The organism is Rhizobacter sp. P5_C2, from assembly GCF_054049715.1.
Genome location: NZ_JBFULV010000074.1, coordinates 1 through 22175, shown reverse-complemented (window position 1 = coordinate 22175; position 22175 = coordinate 1). Strand labels below are relative to the sequence as shown.

Annotated in this window: 26 protein-coding genes; 13 read left to right on the top strand and 13 right to left on the bottom strand. The window is 69.9% G+C overall.

The window, feature by feature from the left end:
- From ACXJLU_RS23555 to ACXJLU_RS23530, 6 genes are all read right to left on the bottom strand, one after another.
- The gene (locus tag ACXJLU_RS23555) at positions 1 to 327 is read right to left on the bottom strand and encodes an ArsR/SmtB family transcription factor (protein ID WP_457335165.1); all 327 of its coding nucleotides are present in this window, start codon (positions 325 to 327) and stop codon (positions 1 to 3) included.
- A gap of 68 nt (positions 328 to 395) precedes the next feature.
- Positions 396 to 1076, bottom strand: coding sequence for a biliverdin-producing heme oxygenase (locus tag ACXJLU_RS23550; protein ID WP_457335163.1), 681 nt, complete (start codon positions 1074 to 1076; stop codon positions 396 to 398).
- Between the two features lie 38 nt (positions 1077 to 1114).
- On the bottom strand, positions 1115 to 1519 hold the full coding sequence (locus tag ACXJLU_RS23545) for a hypothetical protein (RefSeq protein ID WP_457335161.1): 405 nt from the start codon (positions 1517 to 1519) through the stop codon (positions 1115 to 1117).
- The gene (locus ACXJLU_RS23540) at positions 1516 to 2577 is read right to left on the bottom strand and encodes a GlxA family transcriptional regulator (RefSeq protein ID WP_457335159.1); all 1062 of its coding nucleotides are present in this window, start codon (positions 2575 to 2577) and stop codon (positions 1516 to 1518) included. The genes ACXJLU_RS23545 and ACXJLU_RS23540 overlap by 4 nt, the downstream gene beginning before the upstream one ends.
- A gap of 206 nt (positions 2578 to 2783) precedes the next feature.
- Positions 2784 to 3185, bottom strand: coding sequence for a VOC family protein (locus tag ACXJLU_RS23535; protein WP_457335157.1), 402 nt, complete (start codon positions 3183 to 3185; stop codon positions 2784 to 2786).
- A gap of 104 nt (positions 3186 to 3289) precedes the next feature.
- The gene (locus tag ACXJLU_RS23530) at positions 3290 to 3919 is read right to left on the bottom strand and encodes a TetR/AcrR family transcriptional regulator (protein WP_073465460.1); all 630 of its coding nucleotides are present in this window, start codon (positions 3917 to 3919) and stop codon (positions 3290 to 3292) included.
- A gap of 90 nt (positions 3920 to 4009) precedes the next feature.
- On the opposite strand from ACXJLU_RS23530, the gene ACXJLU_RS23525 reads away from it, so the two are divergent.
- The 8 genes from ACXJLU_RS23525 to ACXJLU_RS23490 all read left to right on the top strand — a co-directional run bounded on the left by ACXJLU_RS23525 (position 4010) and on the right by ACXJLU_RS23490 (position 10284).
- Positions 4010 to 4492 carry a hypothetical protein gene (locus ACXJLU_RS23525; RefSeq protein ID WP_457335155.1) on the top strand — a complete coding sequence of 161 codons (483 nt, stop codon included), beginning with the start codon at positions 4010 to 4012 and terminating at the stop codon, positions 4490 to 4492.
- A gap of 7 nt (positions 4493 to 4499) precedes the next feature.
- A complete protein-coding gene (locus tag ACXJLU_RS23520; RefSeq protein ID WP_457335153.1) occupies positions 4500 to 5408 on the top strand; it encodes a DUF2145 domain-containing protein in 909 nt (302 codons plus the stop codon).
- A gap of 150 nt (positions 5409 to 5558) precedes the next feature.
- Positions 5559 to 6464, top strand: a complete 906-nt coding sequence (locus ACXJLU_RS23515; protein ID WP_457335151.1) for a hypothetical protein — start codon at positions 5559 to 5561, stop codon at positions 6462 to 6464.
- A gap of 106 nt (positions 6465 to 6570) precedes the next feature.
- A complete protein-coding gene (locus tag ACXJLU_RS23510; RefSeq protein WP_457335149.1) occupies positions 6571 to 7662 on the top strand; it encodes a hypothetical protein in 1092 nt (363 codons plus the stop codon).
- A 71-nt stretch (positions 7663 to 7733) separates the two neighbouring features.
- Positions 7734 to 8237, top strand: a complete 504-nt coding sequence (locus ACXJLU_RS23505; RefSeq protein ID WP_073465464.1) for a pilin — start codon at positions 7734 to 7736, stop codon at positions 8235 to 8237.
- Positions 8234 to 8725: a hypothetical protein gene (locus ACXJLU_RS23500; protein WP_457335147.1), complete on the top strand. Its 492-nt coding sequence runs from the start codon at positions 8234 to 8236 to the stop codon at positions 8723 to 8725. Before ACXJLU_RS23505 ends, ACXJLU_RS23500 begins: the two co-directional genes overlap by 4 nt.
- 1 nt (position 8726) lies before the next feature.
- Entirely contained in the window at positions 8727 to 9773 is a 1047-nt protein-coding gene (locus ACXJLU_RS23495) for a type II secretion system F family protein (protein WP_457335145.1), read from the top strand.
- Between the two features lie 10 nt (positions 9774 to 9783).
- Positions 9784 to 10284, top strand: coding sequence for a pilin (locus ACXJLU_RS23490; RefSeq protein WP_457335143.1), 501 nt, complete (start codon positions 9784 to 9786; stop codon positions 10282 to 10284).
- Positions 10285 to 10339: 55 nt separating this feature from the next.
- Here ACXJLU_RS23490 and ACXJLU_RS23485 read toward each other — a convergent pair whose 3' ends face one another.
- The 5 genes from ACXJLU_RS23485 to ACXJLU_RS23465 all read right to left on the bottom strand — a co-directional run bounded on the left by ACXJLU_RS23485 (position 10340) and on the right by ACXJLU_RS23465 (position 15029).
- A complete protein-coding gene (locus ACXJLU_RS23485) occupies positions 10340 to 11641 on the bottom strand; it encodes a type II toxin-antitoxin system HipA family toxin (RefSeq protein ID WP_457335141.1) in 1302 nt (433 codons plus the stop codon).
- The gene (locus ACXJLU_RS23480) at positions 11638 to 12009 is read right to left on the bottom strand and encodes a helix-turn-helix domain-containing protein (protein WP_457335139.1); all 372 of its coding nucleotides are present in this window, start codon (positions 12007 to 12009) and stop codon (positions 11638 to 11640) included. The genes ACXJLU_RS23485 and ACXJLU_RS23480 overlap by 4 nt, the downstream gene beginning before the upstream one ends.
- 64 nt (positions 12010 to 12073) lie before the next feature.
- On the bottom strand, positions 12074 to 12967 hold the full coding sequence (locus ACXJLU_RS23475) for a DMT family transporter (RefSeq protein ID WP_457335137.1): 894 nt from the start codon (positions 12965 to 12967) through the stop codon (positions 12074 to 12076).
- Entirely contained in the window at positions 12964 to 13515 is a 552-nt protein-coding gene (locus ACXJLU_RS23470; RefSeq protein ID WP_457335135.1) for a methylated-DNA--[protein]-cysteine S-methyltransferase, read from the bottom strand. Before ACXJLU_RS23470 ends, ACXJLU_RS23475 begins: the two co-directional genes overlap by 4 nt.
- Positions 13512 to 15029, bottom strand: a complete 1518-nt coding sequence (locus tag ACXJLU_RS23465; protein WP_457335133.1) for a DNA-3-methyladenine glycosylase 2 family protein — start codon at positions 15027 to 15029, stop codon at positions 13512 to 13514. The genes ACXJLU_RS23470 and ACXJLU_RS23465 overlap by 4 nt, the downstream gene beginning before the upstream one ends.
- 137 nt (positions 15030 to 15166) lie before the next feature.
- Between ACXJLU_RS23465 and ACXJLU_RS23460 the strand changes: the two genes are divergently transcribed.
- From ACXJLU_RS23460 to ACXJLU_RS23450, 3 genes are read left to right on the top strand one after another with little or no spacing between them, the layout of a single operon-like run.
- Positions 15167 to 16558: a phosphomannomutase/phosphoglucomutase gene (locus tag ACXJLU_RS23460; protein WP_457335131.1), complete on the top strand. Its 1392-nt coding sequence runs from the start codon at positions 15167 to 15169 to the stop codon at positions 16556 to 16558.
- A gap of 16 nt (positions 16559 to 16574) precedes the next feature.
- Positions 16575 to 17546: a lipopolysaccharide heptosyltransferase I gene (waaC, locus tag ACXJLU_RS23455; protein ID WP_457335129.1), complete on the top strand. Its 972-nt coding sequence runs from the start codon at positions 16575 to 16577 to the stop codon at positions 17544 to 17546.
- A complete protein-coding gene (locus ACXJLU_RS23450) occupies positions 17543 to 18883 on the top strand; it encodes a 3-deoxy-D-manno-octulosonic acid transferase (protein WP_457335127.1) in 1341 nt (446 codons plus the stop codon). The genes waaC and ACXJLU_RS23450 overlap by 4 nt, the downstream gene beginning before the upstream one ends.
- Before the next feature lie 2 nt (positions 18884 to 18885).
- On the opposite strand, the gene ACXJLU_RS23445 is transcribed toward ACXJLU_RS23450, so the two are convergent.
- Both ACXJLU_RS23445 and ACXJLU_RS23440 read right to left on the bottom strand, forming a co-directional pair.
- Positions 18886 to 19548, bottom strand: coding sequence for a nucleotidyl transferase AbiEii/AbiGii toxin family protein (locus ACXJLU_RS23445; protein ID WP_457335125.1), 663 nt, complete (start codon positions 19546 to 19548; stop codon positions 18886 to 18888).
- Positions 19545 to 20054: a helix-turn-helix transcriptional regulator gene (locus ACXJLU_RS23440; protein WP_457335123.1), complete on the bottom strand. Its 510-nt coding sequence runs from the start codon at positions 20052 to 20054 to the stop codon at positions 19545 to 19547. The genes ACXJLU_RS23445 and ACXJLU_RS23440 overlap by 4 nt, the downstream gene beginning before the upstream one ends.
- Before the next feature lie 160 nt (positions 20055 to 20214).
- On the opposite strand from ACXJLU_RS23440, the gene ACXJLU_RS23435 reads away from it, so the two are divergent.
- Both ACXJLU_RS23435 and ACXJLU_RS23430 read left to right on the top strand, forming a co-directional pair.
- Entirely contained in the window at positions 20215 to 20988 is a 774-nt protein-coding gene (locus ACXJLU_RS23435) for an alpha/beta fold hydrolase (protein WP_457335121.1), read from the top strand.
- 81 nt (positions 20989 to 21069) lie between these two features.
- Positions 21070 to 22175, top strand: a 1106-nt coding sequence (locus ACXJLU_RS23430) for an HD-GYP domain-containing protein (protein WP_457335119.1), incomplete at its 3' end; no start/stop codon positions are given.

Below are 22175 nucleotides of genomic sequence, written 5' to 3'. Positions count from 1 at the left end.
TCAGCATCCGCAGCCGGCGGCTGCAGCGGGGACCGCGCAGGATTCACCCGCGCAGCAGTTCTCGGTGAGGTAGCCGATGACGCCGTTCATGCGCTCATAGGCGGCGCGGTAGACGAGGTGCCGGCTCACGCGTTCCTGCGTGACGAGGCCGGCGTTCACCAGCTCCTTCAAGTGAAAGGAGAGCGTCGTGCCGGCGATGCCCAGCCCCTCGCTCATCACCCCCGGGGTCAAACCGCTCGGCCCGGCGACCACCAGCGCGCGGAAGACTTGCAGGCGGATGGCGTGGGCAAGGGCTGCAAGGGCAGAAACGACGTCGTCCTGGTTCATGCATGCGACTATACGAGAATTATCGAAATATCGCACAAGACCCCGCGCCGAAGGCGCTTCGGGGTGGGTCAGATCATCTCGGCGGGTGCGGTGTCGGCGCGGGGCCGCAGCGCGAGCGACAGCAACTCGTCGAGCCGGTGGTACGCGAGGCTCGCGCCCGACACGAAGTCGGTGCCCTGCGCGTGCGAGAAGCGGGCCGAGTCGAGCACGGCGGCCAGGCTGCGCCACGCGCGCGTGCGGCTGCCCAGCGGCGACAGCAGGTGGCGCCCGCCGTTCTCCTCACTCAGGCCCAGGTGCTCGCCGAGGTTCTGCGATTGCGCCATCATGTCCAGGCTCAGCATCAGGCCCTCGCTCGCATACAGCCAGCCCAGCGCCTCCATCAGCCCGAGGCCGTGGGTCGCCGGCGTTGCGCCGGGGCTGGGCGGCCAGGCATCCAGGTCGTGCAGGTCGGCCTCCATGCGGCTCGCGCGCGGTGCATCGGCGAGCTCGGGATCCGGGATGACGCGCCAGATCTCCTCGTCGGCGTAGAGCCGCCGCACGTCCGCCAGCATGTGGTACTCCACCGTCAGGAAGCCGGCGTAGTGCTCGGTGGTCCGGAACGGCTCGATCAGGTTCAGGCCGTCGCGCAGGTAGTCGTGCAGGAAGCCGGCGTCTTCGGTGAGCCGCTGCGTCAGGGTCCTGCCCGACGGCGTCGGCGCGAACGGCGCCGGCACGGTCGGGAACTGCAGGGCGATGTAGGGGTTGTGCATAGGGGGCGCGTGGACCTCGGATCGACGTTCAGGGGCACTCAGCGACTGGCGCGCTGCATCGGCTGCGTGGGCGCGAAGCCGTGCTCGGGCAGCGCCTGCGGCTCGGAATGCAGGTGCTCCGTGGCCGGGCGCGGCACTTTCGCCGCAGGCCCCGGCGAACGCGCGTGCGTGTGTGCGTGCATGTGCGCATGCGTCAGGTTGTCGGCCGCCTCGCGCAGGCGTTGCTTCGCGCGCGCTTCCTTCAGCTCCTGCGCCTGTTTCGCGAAGGTGGTCTGGAAGCGGTTCAGTTCCTTCTTGTGCCGGCGCTCCACCTGCCCCAGCACGATGGACACGCGGCGCGACACGCGCTTCATCTCGCGCGCCCGCCCGAAGTGCCAGCCGGCCGCCACGCCGGCCGCGAGGAACACCGCCGCACTGCCGAGCCAGATCAGCAGCTCGGTCATGCGGGTTCCCCTTGTGGGCGGATGTCGTGCTGCGGCTCGGGGGCGCGGCGCACATGCCGCTGCCCGGAACTCGCCTTGCGGCCGCGCACGTCGGTGCCGCCCAGGCGGCTGCGGTACTCGGCCGGCGTGCAGCCGACCTGGCGCACGAAGGCCCGGCGCATGCGCTCGTCGTCGACGAAGCCGCTCTGCGCCGCGATCGCCTTGATCGACACCGGCGACGACTCCAGCAAATGGCAGGCGCGCTCGACGCGCAGCTGCTCCACCACCTTGGCCGGCGTCTGGCCGGTGCTGCGCACGAAGAAGCGCGCGAAGTTGCGTGGGCTCATGCCGGCGCGCCCGGCCATGTCGGTCACGGTGGTGGGCTGGCTCAGCCGCGTCGCGACCCAGCCCAGCAGGTCGGTCAGCATGCTGTCGGCGCCGCGCTGCGCAAGGCGCTCCTGCAGGTTCAGCAGCGTGCTGCGCTGCGCCTGGCTGCCGGAGCGCGCCATGAACACGACCAGCGCGCGTGCTACGTCCAGCCCGATCTGCGGCCCCAGGTCGGCACGCACCAGCGCGAGCGCCATGTCGATGCCGGCGGTCATGCCGGCAGCCGTCCAGAACTTGCCCGATTGCACGTAGATCGGGTCGTCGTCCAGGTGCACGCGCGGGAAGCGCGCTCTGAAATCGTCGCCATGGCCGGCCAGCGTGACCGCCCGCTGGCCATTCAGCAGGCCGGCGGCCGCCAGCAGGAACGAGCCGGTGCCGATCGAGCCGACGCGCGCCACTTTCGGCGCGGCCTGGGCGATCCAGTCGACCAGCACCGCATCGCGCAGCGCCGATCCGATCTCCGGGCCGCCGCACACCAGCAGCGTGTCGGTGGCGGCTGGTGCCACGACCTCCAGCGGCTGGGCCTGCAGCGCGAATCCCGACGAGGTGCCGACCCAGCCGCCACGCCGCGAGACGCAGACGACGCGGTAGGCCGGTGGCCTGTCGGCCCGCGCCAGCAGCGCATTGGCCACGGTGAACACTTCGGCCGGACCGGCCACGCCAACGATGCTCGATCCTTCCGGTACGAGCATGGCGATGCATCGCACATCCGAGATGGCTTCCATTCTTTTTTTACTCCCTGTCCCAACATTGTTGCTGTTCGTAACAGGTCTATCTTCTCCGGCGACTGTGGGATCCGACTGTGTACTTTCTCGCACATCGACCTCCCTTGGCGGGAATGGAGGTCGTATTGGCCTAAACCGATGGGTGGCGGGGGGCGGGTCGGCCCGGGGGGCGGTCAGGTCATCGTGGCGCGAACGGCTTCGGGCGCATCGGCGCGGGTGTTGATCTCGACCAGCAGGCCGCCCGGCGCGATGCAGAAGAAGCGGGTGCCGCGCGGGCTGCGCACCAGCTCGACCTGGATCTCGATGCCGTCGGCCTTGAAGCGCTCGTAGAGGCTGCGCACGTCCTCGACCGTCGCCAGCTCGAAGCCGATGTGGAAGTTGCGCGGCCAGTCGACCTGGAAGCCCTGGGCCTGTTCGAGCACGATGTCGAAACCCGGCCGCTTCAGGATGTTGAAGCCGGGGTAGGGGGTGCTGGTGCATCCGAGCCGCTCCTCGAAGAAGCGGGTCGACGCGGCGAGGTCGTTCGAAGGGAAGCTCAGGTGGTTGAGCTTCATGGTGGTGGTGATGGGATTCATCGGGCGATGCCTCGGGGTGTGAAAGGAAGGCATCGTAGGAATCGGGCGCCGTTCGAGCTACTCGCATCGACGGGCCTGCGCCGGCCCGTGGGCGAGCCGAAAGCTCAGCGCTTGTCCGACTCGCTTTCGGGGCCGGCGGCGGCCAGGCGCAGGTAGCCGAAGACGGCCGCCTCGACGCGCCGGCGCAGCGCGGGCTCGTCGGATTCGCCACGCTCGCCGGCACCATCGACGATGCCGCGCACGATGGCGCCGACGTCGTCGACGGCGCGCTCCGGGTCGGGCTGGCGCGGCAGGTCGGCGCGGCCCAGCAGCTCGGCGACCAGCGCACGGAACGCCCCCTTGACCACCGCGGCCCGCAGCTCCGGGCGGCTCTCTTCGACGTCGAGCAGGCGCGCGAGTTCGGGCCGCCGCAACTGTTGCGCCACCGACGCGGCGATCAGCGCGCGCAAGGCCGCCGTGCCGTCGGCATGCAGCAGCGCGGCCCGGGCCTCGGCGTGGAAGCGTTCTCCCTCGCGCTGCATCAGCCCGAGCGTCAGCGCTTCCTTGGACGGGAAGTATTGGTACAGCGAGCCGATGCCGACGCCCGCGCGCTCGGCCACCGCGTTGGTGTTGAAGCCGGCGATGCCGCGCGCTTCGAGCACCTGCGCCGCGGCCTCGAGCAGCGCCTCGACGGTGCGCTGCGAACGGGCCTGTTGTGGTGCCTTGCGGGGTGCCAGGGGAGCGGGACGGGGCATGCGCGGATTCTGGCGCACCGTCGGCTATGCTGCGCCGTATCCCGCACCCTGTATCCCGCATCTCGTATCCCGCACCACCGAAGGATGACCATGACCCGACTGTCCCCCATTCGCGCGGCCTGCCTGTCCGCCCTGTCGCTGCTGGCCCTCGGCAGCGCGCTGCCCGGCCATGCCGAGAGCTTCGCGTCGTCGGCCTCGAGTGCCGGGTCGGCCTCGTCCGGCAGCGTCTCCGACTCGATCAAGGGATCGAGCAACAGCTCGAAGCGCGACAAGGAAGTGGCCGAAGGGCAGTACCAGGTGATCGAGGTGGCCGAGGTGGCGGAGCTGGCCGGCCGCCCGGCGATGATGCAGCTGACGCTGCGGGCCACCGAAGCCGGCGCCGATCGCGAGTTCATCCTCGAGCTGCCGCGCCAGGCGCTGGCGGCCCGCCCGCTCGGCACCGGCGACCTGGTGCAAGCCAACCAGCGGGCCTATGGCTTCGAATTCGCCCGTGTCGACACCCGCGAGGCCTTCTTCCTCGTGCTGACCGACGACTGGCGGCGCGACCTCGATTCGCGAGTCGTCACGCTGTGACGGCGTTGTGAAGAGACTCCGCGGCCGCATTGCGGTCGCGGCGCTGGCCTGCGTTGCCTGCTTCGGCACGGCGCAGGCCGCCAGCGTGCAGTTCTGCGAGCGCCCGGCCGCGATCAATGCGGGCCAGCAGGACAAGCTGCTGCGCTTCGCCGCGCTGGTGCGCCAGCAGCTCGACGGATCGGGCCGCAACGTGGCCCTGATCTCGCGCTCGGGCCTCGACCTGAGCCGCTTCGGCATCCGCTACTCGCACGCCGGCATCCTGCTGAAGGCCGACGCCGACAGCGCCTGGGCGGTGCGCCAGCTCTACTACGCCTGCGAGGAATCGCGCCCGCGCATCTTCGACCAGGGCGTGGCCGGCTTCCTGCTCGGCGCCGACCGCCCGTCCGTCGGCCACGTCTCGATCGTGCTGCTGCCCGAGGCCGAAGGCGCGGCGCTCGCGCGCAGCTCGCTCGACCGCCGGCTCGCGCTCGACCTGCTGGCGGCGCGCTACAGCGCCAATGCCTACGCGTTCAGCACGCGCTACCAGAACTGCAACCAGTGGGTGATGGAGCTGATCGCCAGCGCCTGGGGCGGCTTCGACCCCGCGCGCATCTCGCGCGAGCAGGCGCAGCAGTGGCTTGCATCGCAGGGCTATGCGCCGGCGCCGGTCGAGATCGGTTCGCACGGGCTGATGTTCGCGGCGCAGTTCGTGCCGCTGATCCATGTCGACGACCACCCGCTGGACGACCTCTACGCGATGAAGCTGCGCATCAGCACACCGGCCGCGATGGAAGCCTTCGTGCACCAGCAGCTGCCGGGGGCCGAGCGCGTCGAGCTGTGTCACGACGAGCGCAAGGTGGTCGTGCACCGCGGCTGGCAGCCGCTGGGACCCGGGTGCGAAGCTGCGGCAGGCGACGAGGTGCTGGCCTTCGATTGAAGGATTGCACGCGGGTGCATGACTTTGGTAACAAAGTGGAGTTGTCCATCTTCGCATTCGGCCCATCGGCTTCGGGTGAATCTGGAAATCAATATCTCTGTTCGTCGAATACTGAATTCCTCATTCACACCGGATTGAAAGGAATTCACGATGGACAACAGTCGCGTCGGGCCGCGCTATGGCTCTTACCAACCTTCCAGCAGCCGCTCGCAGCCGCGGGAGATTCCGGCCCGTTCACGCGGCCCGTCGGAAGATTCATGGGGTCCGTCGCCGTCGCGCTCGTCGGCGATCGGCATCCCGGGCGGTGGCCGCCGCCGGCGCGACAGCTTCGACTCCGTCTCGTCGAGCGACGAATCGGACGACGGCCGCCGGCGCCCCGCCGCGGCGTCGCTGGCGCCGCGCCGGAATCTGCCGCGTCCGCAGGGCGTCGAGGTCTATCGCCATACGACGGATGAGGACAACTACGACAGCATCTCCCGCACCGGCTTGCGGGCTGGCCACCATGTCGGCATCGGCGACCCCACGGGCCGAGCCAGCACCGACGGTGTCTACGTCGTGAATCCGGGTCGGCACATCATGGACAGCCAGGGTGGCAACGTGATGGTGGCTTCGTCGAGGCCGCCGTCGCACGACCCGCTGTACCACGGCGAAGCCGGAGTTTTCCGCCAATCGAACATTCCGCCGATGCGCGAGGCCCGGTATGGCCGCGGTGGACCCCAACCCACCCATTCGGCGGTGTTTCCGATGACGCCTTACACCGCCGATGGCGCGGCGGCGATGTATCGGCATCACAACCCGGGCTCGAATATTTCAGGGCCTGACGCTGCCGGTGCGATGTACTCGCAGTTCAACCGGAATTACCCGATGCACGCGCCGCACCCGGAGGACTCGAACCGCTACTACACGCCGCAGAGCCAGTATCAGCAGACGCTGGCGCCGAGGTCCAGCGTGCCGCCCTATTCGAATCCGGTCAGCAGCGTCAGCCACAACACGCCGCCGCGCGGGAGTTTCATTCCGTCGCGCCGCCACCCCGACGATCCGTATTACGACCGCTGAGCGGCTTTCGCTGCCATCGTTCTGACCTTGTCGCGTCACTGACGCGACATCGGCGCTCCCTACCCTCGCGGCCACATCAACCGTGGCCTCAACGAGGGGAGAGAGCATGCTGAAGAAGACCGTCGCGGCGCTGGCGGCGGGCATGGGCCTGTCGATCGCGAGCATCGGCGCCTGTGCTGCGACGACGGCGGAACTGGCGTTCCGCTACGCACCGGTGCACTACCAGGACACCGACTCGAGCGACTACCCGTCGGAGTACATCACCGCGTACGACTACGACAACGACCGCATCACGACCAACAACTGGGACAACCGCGGCAACGGCCAGTGGCCCGCGACGGTGTACTACTCGGTGGTCGAGAGCTGCACGCACTGGTTCATCAGCTATTCGTTCTATCACCCGCGCGACTGGTCGGACACGGCCTTCGACCAGGAGCATGAGAACGACCTCGAGGGCACGATCATTTCGGTGCGCAAGGACGGCACGCCCTTCGGCACGATGGAAGGAATGATCACGGTGTTCCACACCGATTTCTTCGCGTTCACGCCGGCCGGCAGCCCCTACCGCAACGGCCGTGAAACCATCGATGGCACGGTGTCGTTCGAGGTCGACAACGGCATCAGCCGCATGAAGACGGTGCAGGAGGCCAAGGGCCACGGACTGAAGGCCTGGCCGTATGCGTCCAACTTCAACGGCGCGGCCAACCAGGACGGCATCGTCTACTACCCGACGCTCGGGACGCCGGGCCACCCGCTGTCGGGCAACGACCGGCACGTGAACTACCGGCTCGTCGACCTGAACCAGCCGAACGGCATGTATGCCGCCGCGCTCAGCGACGCGCTGCAGCCGGCCGCGCAGGCGCTGACTTTCGCGAGCTGGGGCAGCTTCCGTGGCGACACCAGCGGTGGTTGCGGCTCGGGCTCGAAGACCTGCAGCACCAACTCGGCGAACACGCCGTGGGGCTGGGATGATGGCAACGACGGCGAGAGCTATCGCGGCGAGTTCGCGCTCGATCCGGCGCACCTGTTCTCGTTCTACTTCTCGGGCACCGGCAGCTTCAGCCAGCAGTACGTGAGCAACCCGTTCCTGACGGGGCTGCGCGACACCGGGTTCTATTCGGGGCATGCGCCGGCGGGGTTCGCTTCGCAGCTGGACCTGAACACGCTGTACGGGAAGCTGACGAACAGCTGCTCGTAGCCCGGACGCCAATCCGGGATCGCATCGGTATCATCCCCCGCACAACAGCAGGACAACCGGGGGAGGGGCAGATGAGTGCGATGCGCGTTCCACGCCGCGTGCGCGGCTTTACGCTGATCGAGCTGATGACGGTCGTCTCGGTGATCGGCATCCTGGCCGCGGTGGCGCTGCCGGCCTACCAGCAGTACACCGTGCGAGCCCGCGTGGCCGAGGGGTTCGTGCTGGCGCGGGTGGTCGAGAAGAGCATCGCCGAGTACCGCGATCGCTGGGGGCGCCTGCCGGTCGACAACGCGGCGGCCGGCCTTCCGCCGCCTGCGGCGCTGCGTGGTGCCTGGGTGTCGGAGATCCAGGTGATCGAGGGCAGCATCACGGTGCGCTACTTGCCCGAGACGGGGAAGGAGCTGAAGGGCCGCCCGGCCTTGCTGTTGCGGCCGGTGTCCGATCCCGAGCTTCCCACCGGCGCCTTGTCGTGGATCTGCCAGTCGGCCGCGACACCAGCGGGGCGCGTCGCCCCCCCGGTCCCGAAAGAGCTGGTGCTGTTGCCGCGCCAGTACCTGCCGGGCACCTGCCGATGAACTGGCTCGTGCGGTCGCTGCCGATGGACCTGACGCTGAGCGCCTGCATCGTGTTTGTCGCCTCGGCGGTGTGCGTCAGCCAGGTGCCCGCCATTCTGGCCAAGGCGCGCCTGACCGAGCCCCTGATCGGCCTCGGCACGGCCCGCCTGGACGCTGTCGAAGCGTATGCGCTGCAGGGCCGGCTGATACCGTCATCCGAGCGCACCGAGGCTGCCGCCGACAACGCCCGGACCCAGTTCGTCTACGAGCGCGATGGCAGCAGCCTGCTCGTCAGTGGCGGGGTCGATCCCCGGCGATCACCGTTCCGTCTCGGCCTGCGTCCGGCCCTGGACGACGCCGGCATCGGCTGGACGATGCTGTGGCTGTGCGGCCAGCGCGAGCCGGCCGCGGGCTGGTCGGCCGTCTCGCCGCCGCTGGTGCAGGGGCTGGCGCCCGAGCAGCTGCCGTCCGTCTGCGCCCGACGCGCTGCCCAACGTTCTCCCCGATGACATGACCTTCCAACACCTCGATCTCACCGGAATGGCCCTGCTGTTCCGCCAACTGGCCGGTGCTCAGCGGCGCCAGCTGTCGCTCCAGGACGTGGCCAACGTCTACGCGCAGGACCCGGGCGCACCCGTGGCGGCGGGCGTCCAGCCACTGCGCGTGCTGCAGGCGCTGGCGCGCGGTGAGCCGCTGTCGGCCGCGCTGCGTGAGGCACAACCAGCGTTCGCAGACGACACGGTCAGCTGGATCATCGCCGGCGAGCAGCATGGAACGCTCGCCGACACGCTGGACAGCCTGGCGCATGATTTCGAGCGCCAGCAGCGCAGCGCCAGCGTGCTGCGGGTCGCGCTGGTCTGGCCGGCTTGCGTGGCGGTCGCCATCGTGGGGCTGTTCGCGGTCGGCTCGATCTTCGTCGTGCCGTCCTTCGTCGAGGTGTACGACAGCTTCGGCGTCGAGTTGCCGGTGCTGACGCGCTGGCTGTTTGCTGCCGGCCACTTGGCGTCGAGCGGCTGGTGGGTGTGGTTGCCGCTGCTGCTGGTCGCCGTCGGGTTGGCCGTGGCCGGCAAATTGCCGCGCCGCGTGCAGCGGTGGGCCCACGACGCAGCCGGCGGACTCGGGTTCGTCTCGCGGCTGCGGCACGCCAGCTTCGTTGCGCGTGGGCTCGGCCTGCTGCAGCGCCACCACGGCGACCGGACCGACTTGGCTGCCGCACTGGCGCACCTGGCCGCGACCACGCCGACCCCGCGCCTCGCGGCTGCGGCCCGGCAACTGGGGGCCGGCGTGCACGGCACCGATCCTCTCAGCCAGGCGCTTGCGACGCAGCCGGCCTGGCCGCCGCGCGTGCCGCTGTTCATTCGCCTGGGGGAGAAGGTGGGCGATCTGCCGTCCGCACTTTCGCAGTTGAACGCGGATGCTGCGCAAGAACTCGAGATCGCGCTGGCGCGCTTCGAGCGTGGCGCGATCCTCACGCTGTACCTGCTGCTGGGCCTGGTGGCCGGCATCCTGGTGCTTGGCATCTACCTGCCGATCTTCAAGCTCGGCTCCATCATCTGAACGGTCCGACATGAACATCACACAGCAACGGCGTGGTTTCACATTGATCGAACTGATGATCGTGATCGCGATCATCGGCATCATGGCCACGATGGCCGTGCCATCGCTGCAGGATCGCGTGATCCGCGCGCAGGTGGCAGAGGGTCTGGCGTTGGCCGATTTCGCGAAGCAGTCCGTCCAGGGTTACTACGCGAAGACGCACCGGCTGCCGGCGAGCAACGAGGCTGCCGGTCTGCCGCCGGCCGAGCGCATCGTCGGTAACCACGTGGCCTCGCTGTCGGTGGTCGATGGTGCGATCACCATCACCTTCGGCAACCAGTCCAACCGCAATCTCTCCGGTCGCAAGCTGACGTTGCGGCCGGCCGTGGTGGCCGACTACCCGCAGGTGCCGATCGCCTGGGTGTGCGGCACGGCCGAGGTGCCGGACAAGATGAAGGCCGGGGGCCGCAACGCCACCGACTTGCCAGGGCCGCACCTGCCGCTGGACTGCCGCGCCAGTGGATTGAAGTAGCCTGGACGCCGATTCCGGTCGGCCGTGCCGAAGCGATCCCGGATTGGCATCCGGGCTACAGGCGGGATTCGATCGTCGTGGCCACCTGAGGTGGAGCATCCTTCAACAACGCCGGCCACGCAATCGCCGCCAGCGCCCGCGTTTCGCGCACGACGCGCCGGAAGCGGTTGAAGGCCAGCAGCCCCGCCGCCTTGGCCAGCGCCTCGGCGGCATCCTCGTTCCAGGCCCGAAGCGATTCGTCCATCTTGCGATTCTGCGACAGCGCGCGCGGGTCGGCCGGGTCGAAATACGCCGCGACGCACACCATGTCGTAGGCCGGCGCGAGCCGCGGGTGCACGCCGTCCTCGTACAGCAGCGCCCAGTTCTTCGAGTGCGCATCGGTGTTGCCCATCAGCGCATACGCCGTCCAGCGGCGGAACACCTCGTCGAGCTCGCGCACGTCGCTCGCCGGCGACTGCTTCAGCAGCACCAGCAAGGCCCGCATCGCGGCCGGCAGGTCGCGGTACTTGCGGCGGCTGTCGATGCCGAGCGCCTGCGTCAGCTCCTCGAAGTGCACGCGCTGCGTGCGGCCGTCGAGCAGGCGCCGGCGGTCGAAGCGCGGCACATGCAGGTAGTGGCTGAACGGCAGCTCCACGCCGGGCAGGTCGAGTTCGACCACCGGCCGCGCGCTTGCACCGGCCGTGCGCACGCCGACCGCCTCGGCCAACCGGTAGCAGCAGGCCTCGTTGTGCACCAGGTCGGGGTAGGTGGTCGACGGCAGCTTCACCAGCACCTCGCCGGCCTCGGTGCCGCTGCGCACCACGTAGCGCGTGCCGCGGTGGACCATCGAGAACTTGGTGACGAAGCCGCCGAGCGAGAAGCCGTCTTCGACCGGTGCGGCCACCGCCGACGGCTCCAGCGGCTCCAGCCGCTTGGTCGCGTGCAGCTCGACCACGCCGGTCGGCACCTCGTGCGCAGGCAGCACCTCCAGCGCGCCGGGCAGGTCGTGGCCGGCTGCCGCCAGCAACTCGAACTCGTCGTCGCGCTCGACGCCGCGCCGCTCGGCCAGCCGGTCGCGGTTGTGGCCCTCGGGCAGCATGTTCTCGAAGAACACCGGCAGGCGGCCGATGCGCACCAGGCGCTCGTCGTTGACGGCCACGAGGATCGCGCGGGTCTGCGCCTCGTCGGCACCCCGGTACAGCTGCGACAGCGTCGGCCGGGCCGCGTCGCCGACGTAGGCGTCATCGAACGAGACGCGGATGTTGTCGCCGACCTGCGAGAGCCAGCCGATGCGCCGCGGTTGCGCTGCGTCGGGCACGTGCAGCCGCAGCTCGGCCATCGTGATGGGGTCGCTGGTGCGACTGGCGCTGCGGATCATGAGGGAGCCTCGCCGTCGTCGTCGATGGCGGCGTCGGCGTCCTTGCCGACCCGGTACTGGAACGCCTGCTGCCCCACGCCCAATGGCGCGCTGACGCCCGCGGGCAGCGACACCGACTGCCCCTGGTTGTTGATGAACGCGACCGTCTCGGCCAGCAGCGGCTTGGGCACCGGCACCAGCACATAGCCGAGTTCGTCGAACAGCGCGGTCAGCGTCGACAGCCGCGCATCGGCCTGGCCTTCGGCCGCCGCCACGGTCAGCCGGCTCAGGCCGGTGCGCTCGGCCAGGCTCACCAGCGAGCGCCGGCCGGCGCGGCGCAAGGCCTTCAGCTGGGCCGGGAGAGGGGCACCGGGAACATCAGTTTGCATGGCAAAGCACTCATTTTCGTCAAAATGAATGCTTCACTATACAGTGACTGGAAAACCATGCAAATCAGGCTGAATGTCTGGCAAACCATGCAGGCGGCTTCAGCACGCCGGTCGTCAGGCTGGTGCCGAGCAGGATCACCGCGCAGCCCAGCAGCATCTGAGGCGTCAAGCTTTCGTGCAGGAACAGCCAGCCCCACAGCACCGCGAACACCGGGATCAGGAAGGTGACCGACAGCGCGTTCGCCGGCCCGATGTGCGCGATCAGCCGGAAGAACAGGATGTACGCGATGCCGGTGCAGCCGACCGCCAGCAGCGCGGCCGCCGACCACGCGGTGAGCGACGGCATCGCGGCCGGCCACCACACCAGCGCCGGTACCGCCAGCAGCAGCGCCGACGACAGCTGGCTGCCGGTGGCGACCGCGAGCGGCGGCACGCCGGTCAGGAAGCGCTTCGTGAAGCTGCCGGAAAAACCGTACAGCAGCGTGGCCGCCAGGCAGGCCAGCACCGCCCAGCCGCTGCTCGCGCCGGGCTTGAAGCTCGCCTTGTCCCACGCGAGCCACAGCACGCCGAGGAAGCCGATCGCGAGGCCCGCCATGCGCGCGGGCGTCAGCTTGTCGCGCAGCCAGGCCCAGGCGATCAGCGCGCCGAACAGCGGCGTGGCGGCGTTGAAGATCGACGACAGCCCGGCCGTGATGGACAGCGCGGCGTAGCTGAAGCACAGGAAGGGCAGGGCCGAGTTCGTGATGCCGACGACGAAGATCGGCCGCCAGTGCGCGCGCAGCGCACCGGCCTGGCCGCGCAGCGCGAGCAGCGGCAGCAGGAACAGCGTGGCGCCCCAGACGCGCACGGCGGCCAGCGCGACCGGGCCGAACTCGGCCGCGCCCATGCGCATGAAGAGGAAGGACGCGCCCCAGATCGCGGCGAGCCCGGTCAGTTCGATCGCATCGGCGCGTTTCAAGACGTGGTCTCCCGGAGGCCGATGACGCCATCCACGCCTTCGAGCTGCAGCAGCGCCTGCTTGCGGTGCAGCCCGCCGGCATAGCCGGTCAGGCTGCCGTCATGGCCGAGCACGCGGTGGCACGGCACGATCACCGACACCGGGTTGCGCCCGACCGCCGCGCCGACCGCGCGCACCGCCTGCGGCGCGCCGACCTCGCGCGCGATCGCCGCATAGGTGCAGGTGCCGCCGGCCGGAATGCGCAGCAGCGCCTGCCAGACGATCTGCTGGAACGGCGTGCCTTGCAGGTCCAGCGGCAGCTCGAACTGCGTGCGTGTTCCGGCGAAGTAGTCGCGCAGTTGCTGCGCGGCTTCCTTCAGCAGCGGGTCGTCCGGGTCGTGCGGCACCGTGGGCAGTTCGCCCGGGTGCGCCTTCTGGCCGTCGAACCACATGCCGGCCACGCCGTTCGCGGTGCGTGCCAGCAGCATCGGGCCGAGTGGTGAGTCGAACGCGGCCTGCGCGGTGCAGGCGGCCTGCAGGCGGCGATTCAGCGTGCTGGAAGTGCTCATGATGTTTCTCCGGAAGAAGTTGAAGAAGGCGGAAGGGGCGCCAGGCTGTTCCACAGCCTGAGCACCGCATACGAACGCCAGGGCCGCCAGGCCTCTGCACGTGCATCGGCCTCGCGCTGGTTCTGCGTGCCGAACAAGGTCTTCATCGCGTTCAGCACCGCGACGTCCTTCGGCGGGAACGCATCGGGCCAGCCGAGCGCCCGCATCGCGAGGTAGTGCGCGGTCCACGGGCCGATGCCGGGCAGCTCGGCCAGCGCCGTCATCAGCGCCTCGGGCTGGTGCGGCAATGCGAGCAGGCGCGTCAGCTCGGGCCAGGCGTTGGCGAGCGCCTGGATCGCGCCGACGCGGCTGCGGATGATGCCGAGTTCGGCGATGTGCTCCAGCGGCGCCGCGGCCAGCACGGCCGGTGCCGGGAAGCAGCGCAGCACGTCATCCCACGGCGTCGCGACCGGTTCGCCGAAGCGCTCGATCAGGCGCCGCGCCAACGTGCGTGCCGCCGCGACCGTGACCTGCTGGCCGAGCACCGCGCGCACCGCCATCTCGAACGCATCGATGCTGCCCGGCAGCCGCAGGCCGGGCGCACCGGGCAGGTCGCGCAGCACGTCGTCGATGGTCTGCGGCGCGGCATCGAGGTCGAGCCAGCGCCGCACTGCCATCACGACGCGGCCGCTGTGCCGCGCGAGCGTCGGCGCATAGCGCAGCCGCAGGCTGGCCGGGCGCGTCGGCGTTGCGTCGATGAACGAGGCCTCGAGCCAGCCGGCCTCGGGGCCGAGCACGCCGGCGCGCACGCTGCGCCGCACGCTGCAGGCCTCGACCGCCTCGACACCCGGCACCGCGCGCGCCGTCAGGAAGCGCAGCATCGCGGCCGTGTCGTAGGGCGCGCGGAAGCCGAGCGAGACCGTCACGCCATCGTCGGGTGACACGGTCTCGGTGGCCGAATCACCGCGCAGCCGCGTCGGGCTCATGCGGTAGCTGTCGGCGAACGCCGCGTTGAAACGCCGCAGGCTGCGAAAGCCGCTGGCCAGCGCGACCTGCGCGATCGGCAGCCGCGTGTCGGTCAGCAACTGCTTGGCCAGCAGCAGGCGGCGCGTCTGCACATACTGCAGCGGCGTCACGCCGTGTTCGGCCGCGAAGATGCGCCGCAGGTGCCGGTCGCTGACGCCCAGGTGGGCGGCGAGTGCCGCGATCGACGGCGTTTCTTCCTCGGCCGCCGCATGGTCCAGCCAGTGCGCCGCCTGGCGGGCGAGCGTGCGCGATGCATCCATCACCGTCCACGCGAGGCCCGGGCCGGGCGCGACCTCGGGCCGGCACTTCATGCACGGCCGGAAGCGCGCTGCCTCGGCCTGGGCCGGCGTGTCGAAGAACACGCAGTTCTCGCGGCGCGGCGTGCGCACGCGGCAAATCGGTCGGCAATAAATGCCGGTGGACGTGACGCCGACGAACCAGCGGCCGTCGAAGCGGGCATCGCGGGCCTTGATGGCCAGGTAGGCGGCATCGGAGTCGAAGGTGGGCATGGCGTGATTATCGAACCCCTGCGCGGCAGGACTCGCCGTTTTCGGACATGTCGCGGGCCGGGTCGAGGACGCCCGCTGGCCCGAAGGCTGCATGGGCTGGGCCCTCTCTACAATCCGCCCACTCCAGGAGAAACCGAATGCAAGTGACTGCGTCCAACTTCAAGGCCTATGACATCCGCGGCATCGTCGGCAAGACGATCGACGAAGCGTTCGCGGAGCACCTGGGCCGTGCCTTCGGCAGCGAGGCACTGAAGGCGGGTGAGAAGGCCGTGGCCGTCGGCCGGGACGGCCGCTTGTCGGGGCCGGGCCTCGTCGCCGCGCTGATCCGCGGCCTCGCGTCGACCGGGCTCGACGTCGTCGACATCGGCGCCGTGACCACGCCGATGCTGTACTACGTGGCCGCCACGCGCGGCAAGCACGGCTGCAACAGCGGCATCCAGGTCACCGGCAGCCACAACCCGAAGGACTACAACGGCTTCAAGATGGTGCTGGCCGGCCGCGCGATCTACGGCGACGAGATCCAGGCGCTGCGCCTGCGCATGGAGGCCGAGAACTACACCGTGGCCGCCGGCCGCACCGGCACGATGGACGTGCTGGCCGAGTACGGCGCGCGCATCGTCGGCGACTGCAAGCTGGCCCGCAAGATGAAGATCGTCGTCGACTCCGGCAACGGCATCCCCGGCGCCTCGGCGCCCGGCATCCTGCGTGCACTCGGCTGCGAGGTGACCGAGCTCTACTCCGAGGTCGACGGCGATTTCCCGAACCACCACCCGGACCCGAGCAAGCCGGAGAACCTGGCCGACCTGATCCGCACCGTGAAGGAGACCGATGCCGAGCTGGGCCTCGCGTTCGACGGTGACGGCGACCGCCTGGGCGTGGTCACCAAGGAAGGCAACATCATCTACCCGGACCGCCAGCTGATGCTGTTCGCGACCGACGTGCTGTCGCGCAACAAGGGCGGCACCATCATCTTCGACGTGAAGTGCACGCAGCGCCTCGCGCCGACCATCCGCGCCGCCGGCGGCAAGCCGCTGATGTGGAAGACCGGCCACTCGCTCGTGAAGGCGAAGATGAAGGAGCTGAAGGCGCCGCTGGCCGGCGAGATGAGCGGCCACATCTTCTTCGGCGAGCGCTGGTACGGCTTCGACGACGCCACCTACACCGCGGCGCGCCTGCTGGAGATCCTGTCGCGCAGCAAGAACCCGAGCCAGGTGCTGAACGCGCTGCCCACCAGCTTCAGCACGCCCGAGCTGAACGTGCCGTGCGACGAAGGCGAGCCGAAGGTGGTGGTGCAGAAGCTGCTCGACGGCGCGCGCTTCCCCGGCGCGAAGGAGATCATCACGATCGACGGCCTGCGTGCCGAGTACGACGACGGCTTCGGGCTGATCCGTTCGTCGAACACCACGCCGGTGCTGGTGCTGCGCTTCGAAGGCCACACCGAGGCGGCGCTGCACCGCATCGAGACCGACTTCATGGCCGCGCTGCGCGTTGCCAAGCCCGACGCGCAGATCGCTGCCGCCGCGCATTGACCGCGGCCGTGTCTTCGTGCGCGTCCTGATCGTCAAGTTGTCGTCGCTCGGCGACGTGGTGCATGCGATGCCCGTCGTCCACGACCTCCAGGCGGTCTACCGCCATGCGCACGTCGACTGGGTCGTCGAGCCGGGCTTCGCGCCGCTGGTGCGGCGCGTGCACGGCGTCAGCGAGGTGATCGAGTGCGCGCAGCGCCGCTGGCGCCGCGCCTGGTGGACGCGCCCGGTGCGCGACGAATGGCGCGCGTTCCGCGCGCAGCTGGCGCAGCACCGCTACGACGCGGTGCTCGACCTGCAGGGCCTGACCAAATCGGCGCTGATCGCGCGGCTGGCCGACGGCCCGAGCTTCGGCCTCGCGAACCGCACCGATGGGTCGGGCTTCGAATGGCCGGCGCGCTGGCTGATCGACCAGCCGCTCGCGATGGAGCCGCACGTGCATGCGCTCGACCGCTCGCGCAAGCTGGCCGGCATGGCGCTGAACTACACCGTGCAGGGGCCGCCGCAGTTCGGCCTGCGCGCCGATGCGCAGCCGCTGCCGGTGCCGACGCTGGTGTTCGTGCACGGCAGCTCGCGCGACGACAAGCTGTGGCCCGAGCAGCACTGGATCGATTTCGGCAAGCGCTGCATCGGCTCGGGTTGGCGCATCGCGCTGCCGCATGCCGGACCGGTCGAACTTGCGCGGGCGCAGCGCCTGCAGCAGGCCTTCGGCGCGCATGCCGAGGTGTGGCCGGCGATGTCGCTCGACGCGCTGGTCGACCGCATGGGTGCGACGCAGGGCGTGATCGGCGTCGACAGCGGCCTGAGCCACATCGCGGTCGCGCTCGGGCTGCCGCACGTGCAGCTGTACAACTTCCCGACGGCGTGGCGCACCGGCCCGCAGGTCGCGCACGGCCATCGGCACCAGGTGTCGGTCGAACGCGCGCCGACACCCGAGGTCGACCTGGTGTGGGCCACCTGGCAGGTCGTGCGCGCGGCGTCGCGCGCATGACGGGCACCGTGGATCCCTTGCACGACGTTCCGGCCGGCACCTGGCGGCAGTGGCTGGCGCGGCAGGCCTATTCGCTGCTGCTCGCGTCGTTGAAGCCGGCCTACCTGCTGCGGTTGTGGCTGCGCGGGCGGGCCGAGCCGCTGTACCGGCACAAGGTGCTCGAGCGGCTGGGCGACTACCGCGATCTTCGCGACCATGGCGGCGGCGAGCGCTGGGTCGGCGACGTGTGGGTGCATGCGGTGTCGCTCGGCGAGACGCGGGCCGCGTCGGCGTTGATCGACGCGCTGCGCGCCGAGCGGCCGAACCTGCGGTTGCTGCTGACCCACAGCACGGCCACCGGCCGCGAAGCCGGCGAGGCGCTGCTGCGCGAGGGTGACGTGCAGGCCTGGCTGCCGTACGACACGCCGGGGGTGGTGCAGCGCTTTTTCGAGCAGTTCCATCCGCGCGTCGGCGTGCTGATGGAGACCGAGATCTGGCCGAACCTGCTGCGGCGCGCGCAGGGCAGCGGCATCCCGATGGTGCTGGCGAACGCGCGGCTGAGCGAGAAGAGCCGGCGTCAGGGCGAACGGCTGGCCGCAGTGCTGCGGCCGGCGGTCGAGGCGATCACGCTGGTGCTGGCGCAGACCGAGGCTGACGCGCAGCGGCTGCGCGAGTCGGGCGCGCGCGAGGTCGTCGTCTGCGGCAACTTGAAGTTCGACATGGCGCCGGACGAGGCCTTGCTTGCGCGTGGGCGTGCCTGGCGGCATGCGCTGGCGCGGCCGGTGCTGCTCGGCGCGGTGATGCGCGAAGGTGAAGAAGCGATGTTGCTGGCCGAATGGACCAAGCGACCCGCGGCGAACCGGCCGCTGCTGCTGATCGTGCCGCGGCACCCGCAGCGCTTCGACGAGGTCGCGGCCTTGGTGCAGGGCGCCGGGCTCACGCTCGCGCGGCGCAGCGGCTGGGGCGACACGCCGCCGGCCGAGGCCTTGCAAGCCGACGTGTGGCTGGGCGATTCGATGCGCGAGATGGCGCTGTACTACGCGGCCGCCGACGTGGCACTGCTCGGCGGCAGCTTCGCGCCGCTGGGCGGGCAGAACCTGATCGAAGCCGCGGCCTGCGGCTGCCCGATCGTGATGGGGCCGCACACCTTCAACTTCGCGCAGGCAGCGGAGTTGTCTCAAGCAGCCGGGGCGGCGCTGCGCGTGGCCGACATGGCGGCGGGCGTCGACACGGCGTGTGCCTTGCTCGACAGCCCGGAGCGCGAACAGCGCGCGGCGCAGGCGAGGGCGTTCGCGGCCGCGCACCGCGGCGCGGCGGCGCGCATGGTGCAGCACCTCCTGAAGTGGTTGCCCCGCTGAGGCTATCGCTTCGCGATGAGGGGGCCGATGATGTCGTGCGCCCGTTCGACGCACGCCGCGAATGAACGGGTGAAGTCGATCGCGACGATGTCTTCGAAGTCTCCTTGCAAGCGCTTCGATCGTGCATCGATCTGCTGAAGGAAGGCGCTGCCATGCCGTTGCATGAAAGGAGCCGCATCGGCGATCGCCTGAGGTTCCGCTTCAGCGACTGCGCACAGATCGAACAGGTCACGCGCCTTGGCCCGATGGCCGCGATGCCACATCTTCTTCGCGATGATTTCGGCGCTGGTCTCGATCCGGAGCTGGCGGCCCTTGTAGGGCACGAGCTCGAAGGGCTGCTTCGTCAGCGAGGCGCCGACGACGATGTCGATCTCTCCGTGCGGCAGGAACAGCTTGATGAATTCGGCGTTCTCCTCGTAGCTGGTGGACAGGCTCTCGGCCAGATCGCTGAGCCGTGGATTGATGTAGCCAAGGTACTGCGGATCGGGAACGAACAGATCGATGTCCCTGCTTTCGCGATGCCGGATACGCAGCATCAGCACGGTGCCGCCACCGAAGGTCCAGACGGGCGCCTTGGTCTCGGCTTCCAGGTGGGCCATCAACTTCAGCGCGCTCGGGAAGAGCTGTTTCCAGACTCCCGGCGCCGACAGGTCGGGAGGGTTCATTCCCATAGATCGCGCACGCAGCCGAGTTGCTCTGCCAGTTCGCGCAGGCGCGCCCACAGCTCGGTGTGGGGAACACCTTCCTCGACATAGACCTGCTCGACGATGGATGCGAGCATCTGCACCGACGCTTCTTCGAGCAGCGCGTTCATCTGCGGCTCGAAGCGAACCGGGAGGTCGCCTGTCAGCAGGATGGCCTTCAGCTGCGATCCGCGCATCACGCGCCGGTAGCTGACGCTCGCCGAGCGCGCAGCGATGTCGAGGGATGAGGTCGACCAGACGCCGGCACCACCGCGTTTCGGATGGGCGGGTGAGACGGTCAGCGACAGGCCCAAGGTGTTCAGCAGGCGCGTGGCCCGGTGAAGGCTCAAGTCCTTGAACGAACCGTTCTCGACCTGATTGACCGTCGCGCGTGACAGCCCGGCGAGCTTGGCCAGCGCCGTCTGGCTGAGCCCGATCTCGGACCGCCGCGTCTTGACGGCATTGCTCAGTTCGTGATTCGGAAACATGAGCCGAAGGGTAGCGCAGCCTCCATGTGTTGTCGAATATATTCGACAGCGACATGGATGATTGGCGAAGGCATCCCTCGACATCGGATGTTCGTCCGATGGTGCCGAACCCCGGCCGAGCGGACAGTTCGTGCTCTGCCAACACACCTGGGAACACACCATGAACATCGTCAAGCTGGCCGCCCTCGGCCTCACCGCGTCCATCGTCGCCGCCTCGGCCGGCGCGACCACCCCTGCTGCGGCCGACAACGGCAAGCCCAGCGTCGTGATCGTCCACGGCGCGTTCGCCGACGGCTCCGACTGGGCCAAGGTCGTGCCGCTGCTGCAGGCCAAGGGCTTGCACGTGGTCGCGGTGCAGAACCCGCTGAGCTCGCTGGCCGACGACGTCGCCACCGCCAAGCGGGTGATCGATGCGCAGCCGGGCAAGGTCGTGCTGGTCGGCCATTCGTGGGGCGGCATGGTCATCACCGAAGCGGGCGACAACCCCAAGGTCGCCGGTCTCGTCTACGTGGCCGCCTTCGCGCCCGATGCCGGCCAGTCGGTCGGCGATGTCGGCAAGGGCTTCGCGCCGGGCGCGGGCCTCGCCCACCTGGTGGCCGATGGTGGCGGCTTCCTGTCGCTGACGCAAGAAGGCATGACGAAGCACTTCGCGCAGGACCTGCCGGCCGCCGCGACCGCGGTGATGACCGCGACGCAAGGCCCGATCAATTCGAAGGCCTTCGAGCAGAAGGTGTCGGTCGCGGCATGGAAGCAGAAGCCGTCGTGGTACCTCGTCACCGAGGCCGACCACATGATCGTGCCGGAGCAGCAGCGCGCGATGGCCAAGGAGATCAACGCCAAGGTCTCGAGCGTCGCCAGCAGCCACGTGCCGCAGCAGTCGCAACCGGCCAAGGTGGCGGCGGTGATCCTGGACGCGGTGCAGGCCATCAAGTGATCGCGACCCGGGCCGCAACCGCGGCATGATGCGGGCCTGCCGTGTGCGGCAGGCCCCTTCTTTTTCCAGATGCCCGTTTCGATGCAACCCACGTCCGCTCCGTCGCCCGACGCCCAGGTCCTCGTCTTCGATGCTGTCAAGGCGCTCGCCTTCGTCGGAGACCTCAGCATGGGCCAGCCGGTCGACCACTCGGCGCGCACCGCGTGGATCGCCGCCCAGCTCGCCGCGGCGCTCGGCCTCGGTGCCGAGGCCTGCTCCAACGCCGCCTACGTGTCGCTGCTGCGCTGGTCGGGCTGCACCGCGAACGCGCCGGAGTTCTCCGAGCTGATGGGCGACGACGTCGGCGGCCGGCACGCGATGCTCGCCGCCGGGCTGCCGGCGCACCTGGCCGGCTCGATGACGCCGGTGGCGCAGATCCACTGCGAGGTGTCCGGCGATGTCGCGCACACGCTCGGCATGCCGCCGGCCGTCGAGCTGTCGCTGCGCCGCATCTTCGAGCGGCCCGACGGCCATGGCCAGCCGAACGGCCTGCGCCCGCCCGACATCCCGGTCGAGGTGTTCATCGTCTCGGCCGCCAGCGACCTGGAGATCTTCAGCCGCGTCTACGACCTCGAGCGCGCGCTGAGCTACCTCGCGTCGCGCGCCGATGCGGCCTACCCCGCCGAGCTGGTCGAGGGGGTGCGCCGCCATGCGGTCGACTGGCTGCACACGCTGGAGCAGGACCCGGCCTGCGTCGACACCGCGCCGGTGGTCGGCATCGGCACCACCTCGCTCGAACTGATCGCCGACGTGATCGACCTGAAGCTGCCGTGGTTGACCGGCTACTCGCGCCGCGTCGCGCAGGTGGCCGCCGCCTGCGCCGAGCGCCTGGGCCTGCCGGCGCTGGCGCGCCAGCGGCTGTACCGCGCGAGCCTGGTGCACGGCATGGGCCGTGCGGCCGTGCCGAACGCGCTGTGGGACCAGCCGGGCCCGCCGAGCGAATCGGCGATGGAGCGGCTGCGGCTGGTGCCGTACTGGACGGCGCGGGCCGCGCGCCGCATCGGCAGCCTGGCCGACGAGGCCGAGCTCGCATCGCATGCCGACGAGCGGCTCGACGGCTCCGGCTTCTTCCGCGGCGTGTCCGGCGCGGCGCTCGGCATCGAAGCCCGCGTGCTGGCCGCGACGGCGCACGCGGTGCTGCTGCAGAC

Bases quoted from the DNA above. Each gene is read 5' to 3' on its own strand.
- ACXJLU_RS23555 (WP_457335165.1), bottom strand. From the start codon at position 327: ATGAACCAGGACGACGTCGTTTCTGCCCTTGCAGCCCTTGCCCACGCC.
- ACXJLU_RS23550 (WP_457335163.1), bottom strand. From the start codon at position 1,076: ATGCACAACCCCTACATCGCCCTGCAGTTCCCGACCGTGCCGGCGCCG.
- ACXJLU_RS23545 (WP_457335161.1), bottom strand. From the start codon at position 1,519: ATGACCGAGCTGCTGATCTGGCTCGGCAGTGCGGCGGTGTTCCTCGCG.
- ACXJLU_RS23540 (WP_457335159.1), bottom strand. From the start codon at position 2,577: ATGCTCGTACCGGAAGGATCGAGCATCGTTGGCGTGGCCGGTCCGGCC.
- ACXJLU_RS23535 (WP_457335157.1), bottom strand. From the start codon at position 3,185: ATGAATCCCATCACCACCACCATGAAGCTCAACCACCTGAGCTTCCCT.
- ACXJLU_RS23530 (WP_073465460.1), bottom strand. From the start codon at position 3,919: ATGCCCCGTCCCGCTCCCCTGGCACCCCGCAAGGCACCACAACAGGCC.
- ACXJLU_RS23525 (WP_457335155.1), top strand. From the start codon at position 4,010: ATGACCCGACTGTCCCCCATTCGCGCGGCCTGCCTGTCCGCCCTGTCG.
- ACXJLU_RS23515 (WP_457335151.1), top strand. From the start codon at position 5,559: ATGGACAACAGTCGCGTCGGGCCGCGCTATGGCTCTTACCAACCTTCC.
- ACXJLU_RS23510 (WP_457335149.1), top strand. From the start codon at position 6,571: ATGCTGAAGAAGACCGTCGCGGCGCTGGCGGCGGGCATGGGCCTGTCG.
- ACXJLU_RS23505 (WP_073465464.1), top strand. From the start codon at position 7,734: ATGAGTGCGATGCGCGTTCCACGCCGCGTGCGCGGCTTTACGCTGATC.
- ACXJLU_RS23500 (WP_457335147.1), top strand. From the start codon at position 8,234: ATGAACTGGCTCGTGCGGTCGCTGCCGATGGACCTGACGCTGAGCGCC.
- ACXJLU_RS23495 (WP_457335145.1), top strand. From the start codon at position 8,727: ATGACCTTCCAACACCTCGATCTCACCGGAATGGCCCTGCTGTTCCGC.
- ACXJLU_RS23490 (WP_457335143.1), top strand. From the start codon at position 9,784: ATGAACATCACACAGCAACGGCGTGGTTTCACATTGATCGAACTGATG.
- ACXJLU_RS23485 (WP_457335141.1), bottom strand. From the start codon at position 11,641: ATGATCCGCAGCGCCAGTCGCACCAGCGACCCCATCACGATGGCCGAG.
- ACXJLU_RS23480 (WP_457335139.1), bottom strand. From the start codon at position 12,009: ATGCAAACTGATGTTCCCGGTGCCCCTCTCCCGGCCCAGCTGAAGGCC.
- ACXJLU_RS23470 (WP_457335135.1), bottom strand. From the start codon at position 13,515: ATGAGCACTTCCAGCACGCTGAATCGCCGCCTGCAGGCCGCCTGCACC.
- ACXJLU_RS23465 (WP_457335133.1), bottom strand. From the start codon at position 15,029: ATGCCCACCTTCGACTCCGATGCCGCCTACCTGGCCATCAAGGCCCGC.
- ACXJLU_RS23460 (WP_457335131.1), top strand. From the start codon at position 15,167: ATGCAAGTGACTGCGTCCAACTTCAAGGCCTATGACATCCGCGGCATC.
- ACXJLU_RS23450 (WP_457335127.1), top strand. From the start codon at position 17,543: ATGACGGGCACCGTGGATCCCTTGCACGACGTTCCGGCCGGCACCTGG.
- ACXJLU_RS23445 (WP_457335125.1), bottom strand. From the start codon at position 19,548: ATGAACCCTCCCGACCTGTCGGCGCCGGGAGTCTGGAAACAGCTCTTC.
- ACXJLU_RS23440 (WP_457335123.1), bottom strand. From the start codon at position 20,054: ATGTTTCCGAATCACGAACTGAGCAATGCCGTCAAGACGCGGCGGTCC.
- ACXJLU_RS23435 (WP_457335121.1), top strand. From the start codon at position 20,215: ATGAACATCGTCAAGCTGGCCGCCCTCGGCCTCACCGCGTCCATCGTC.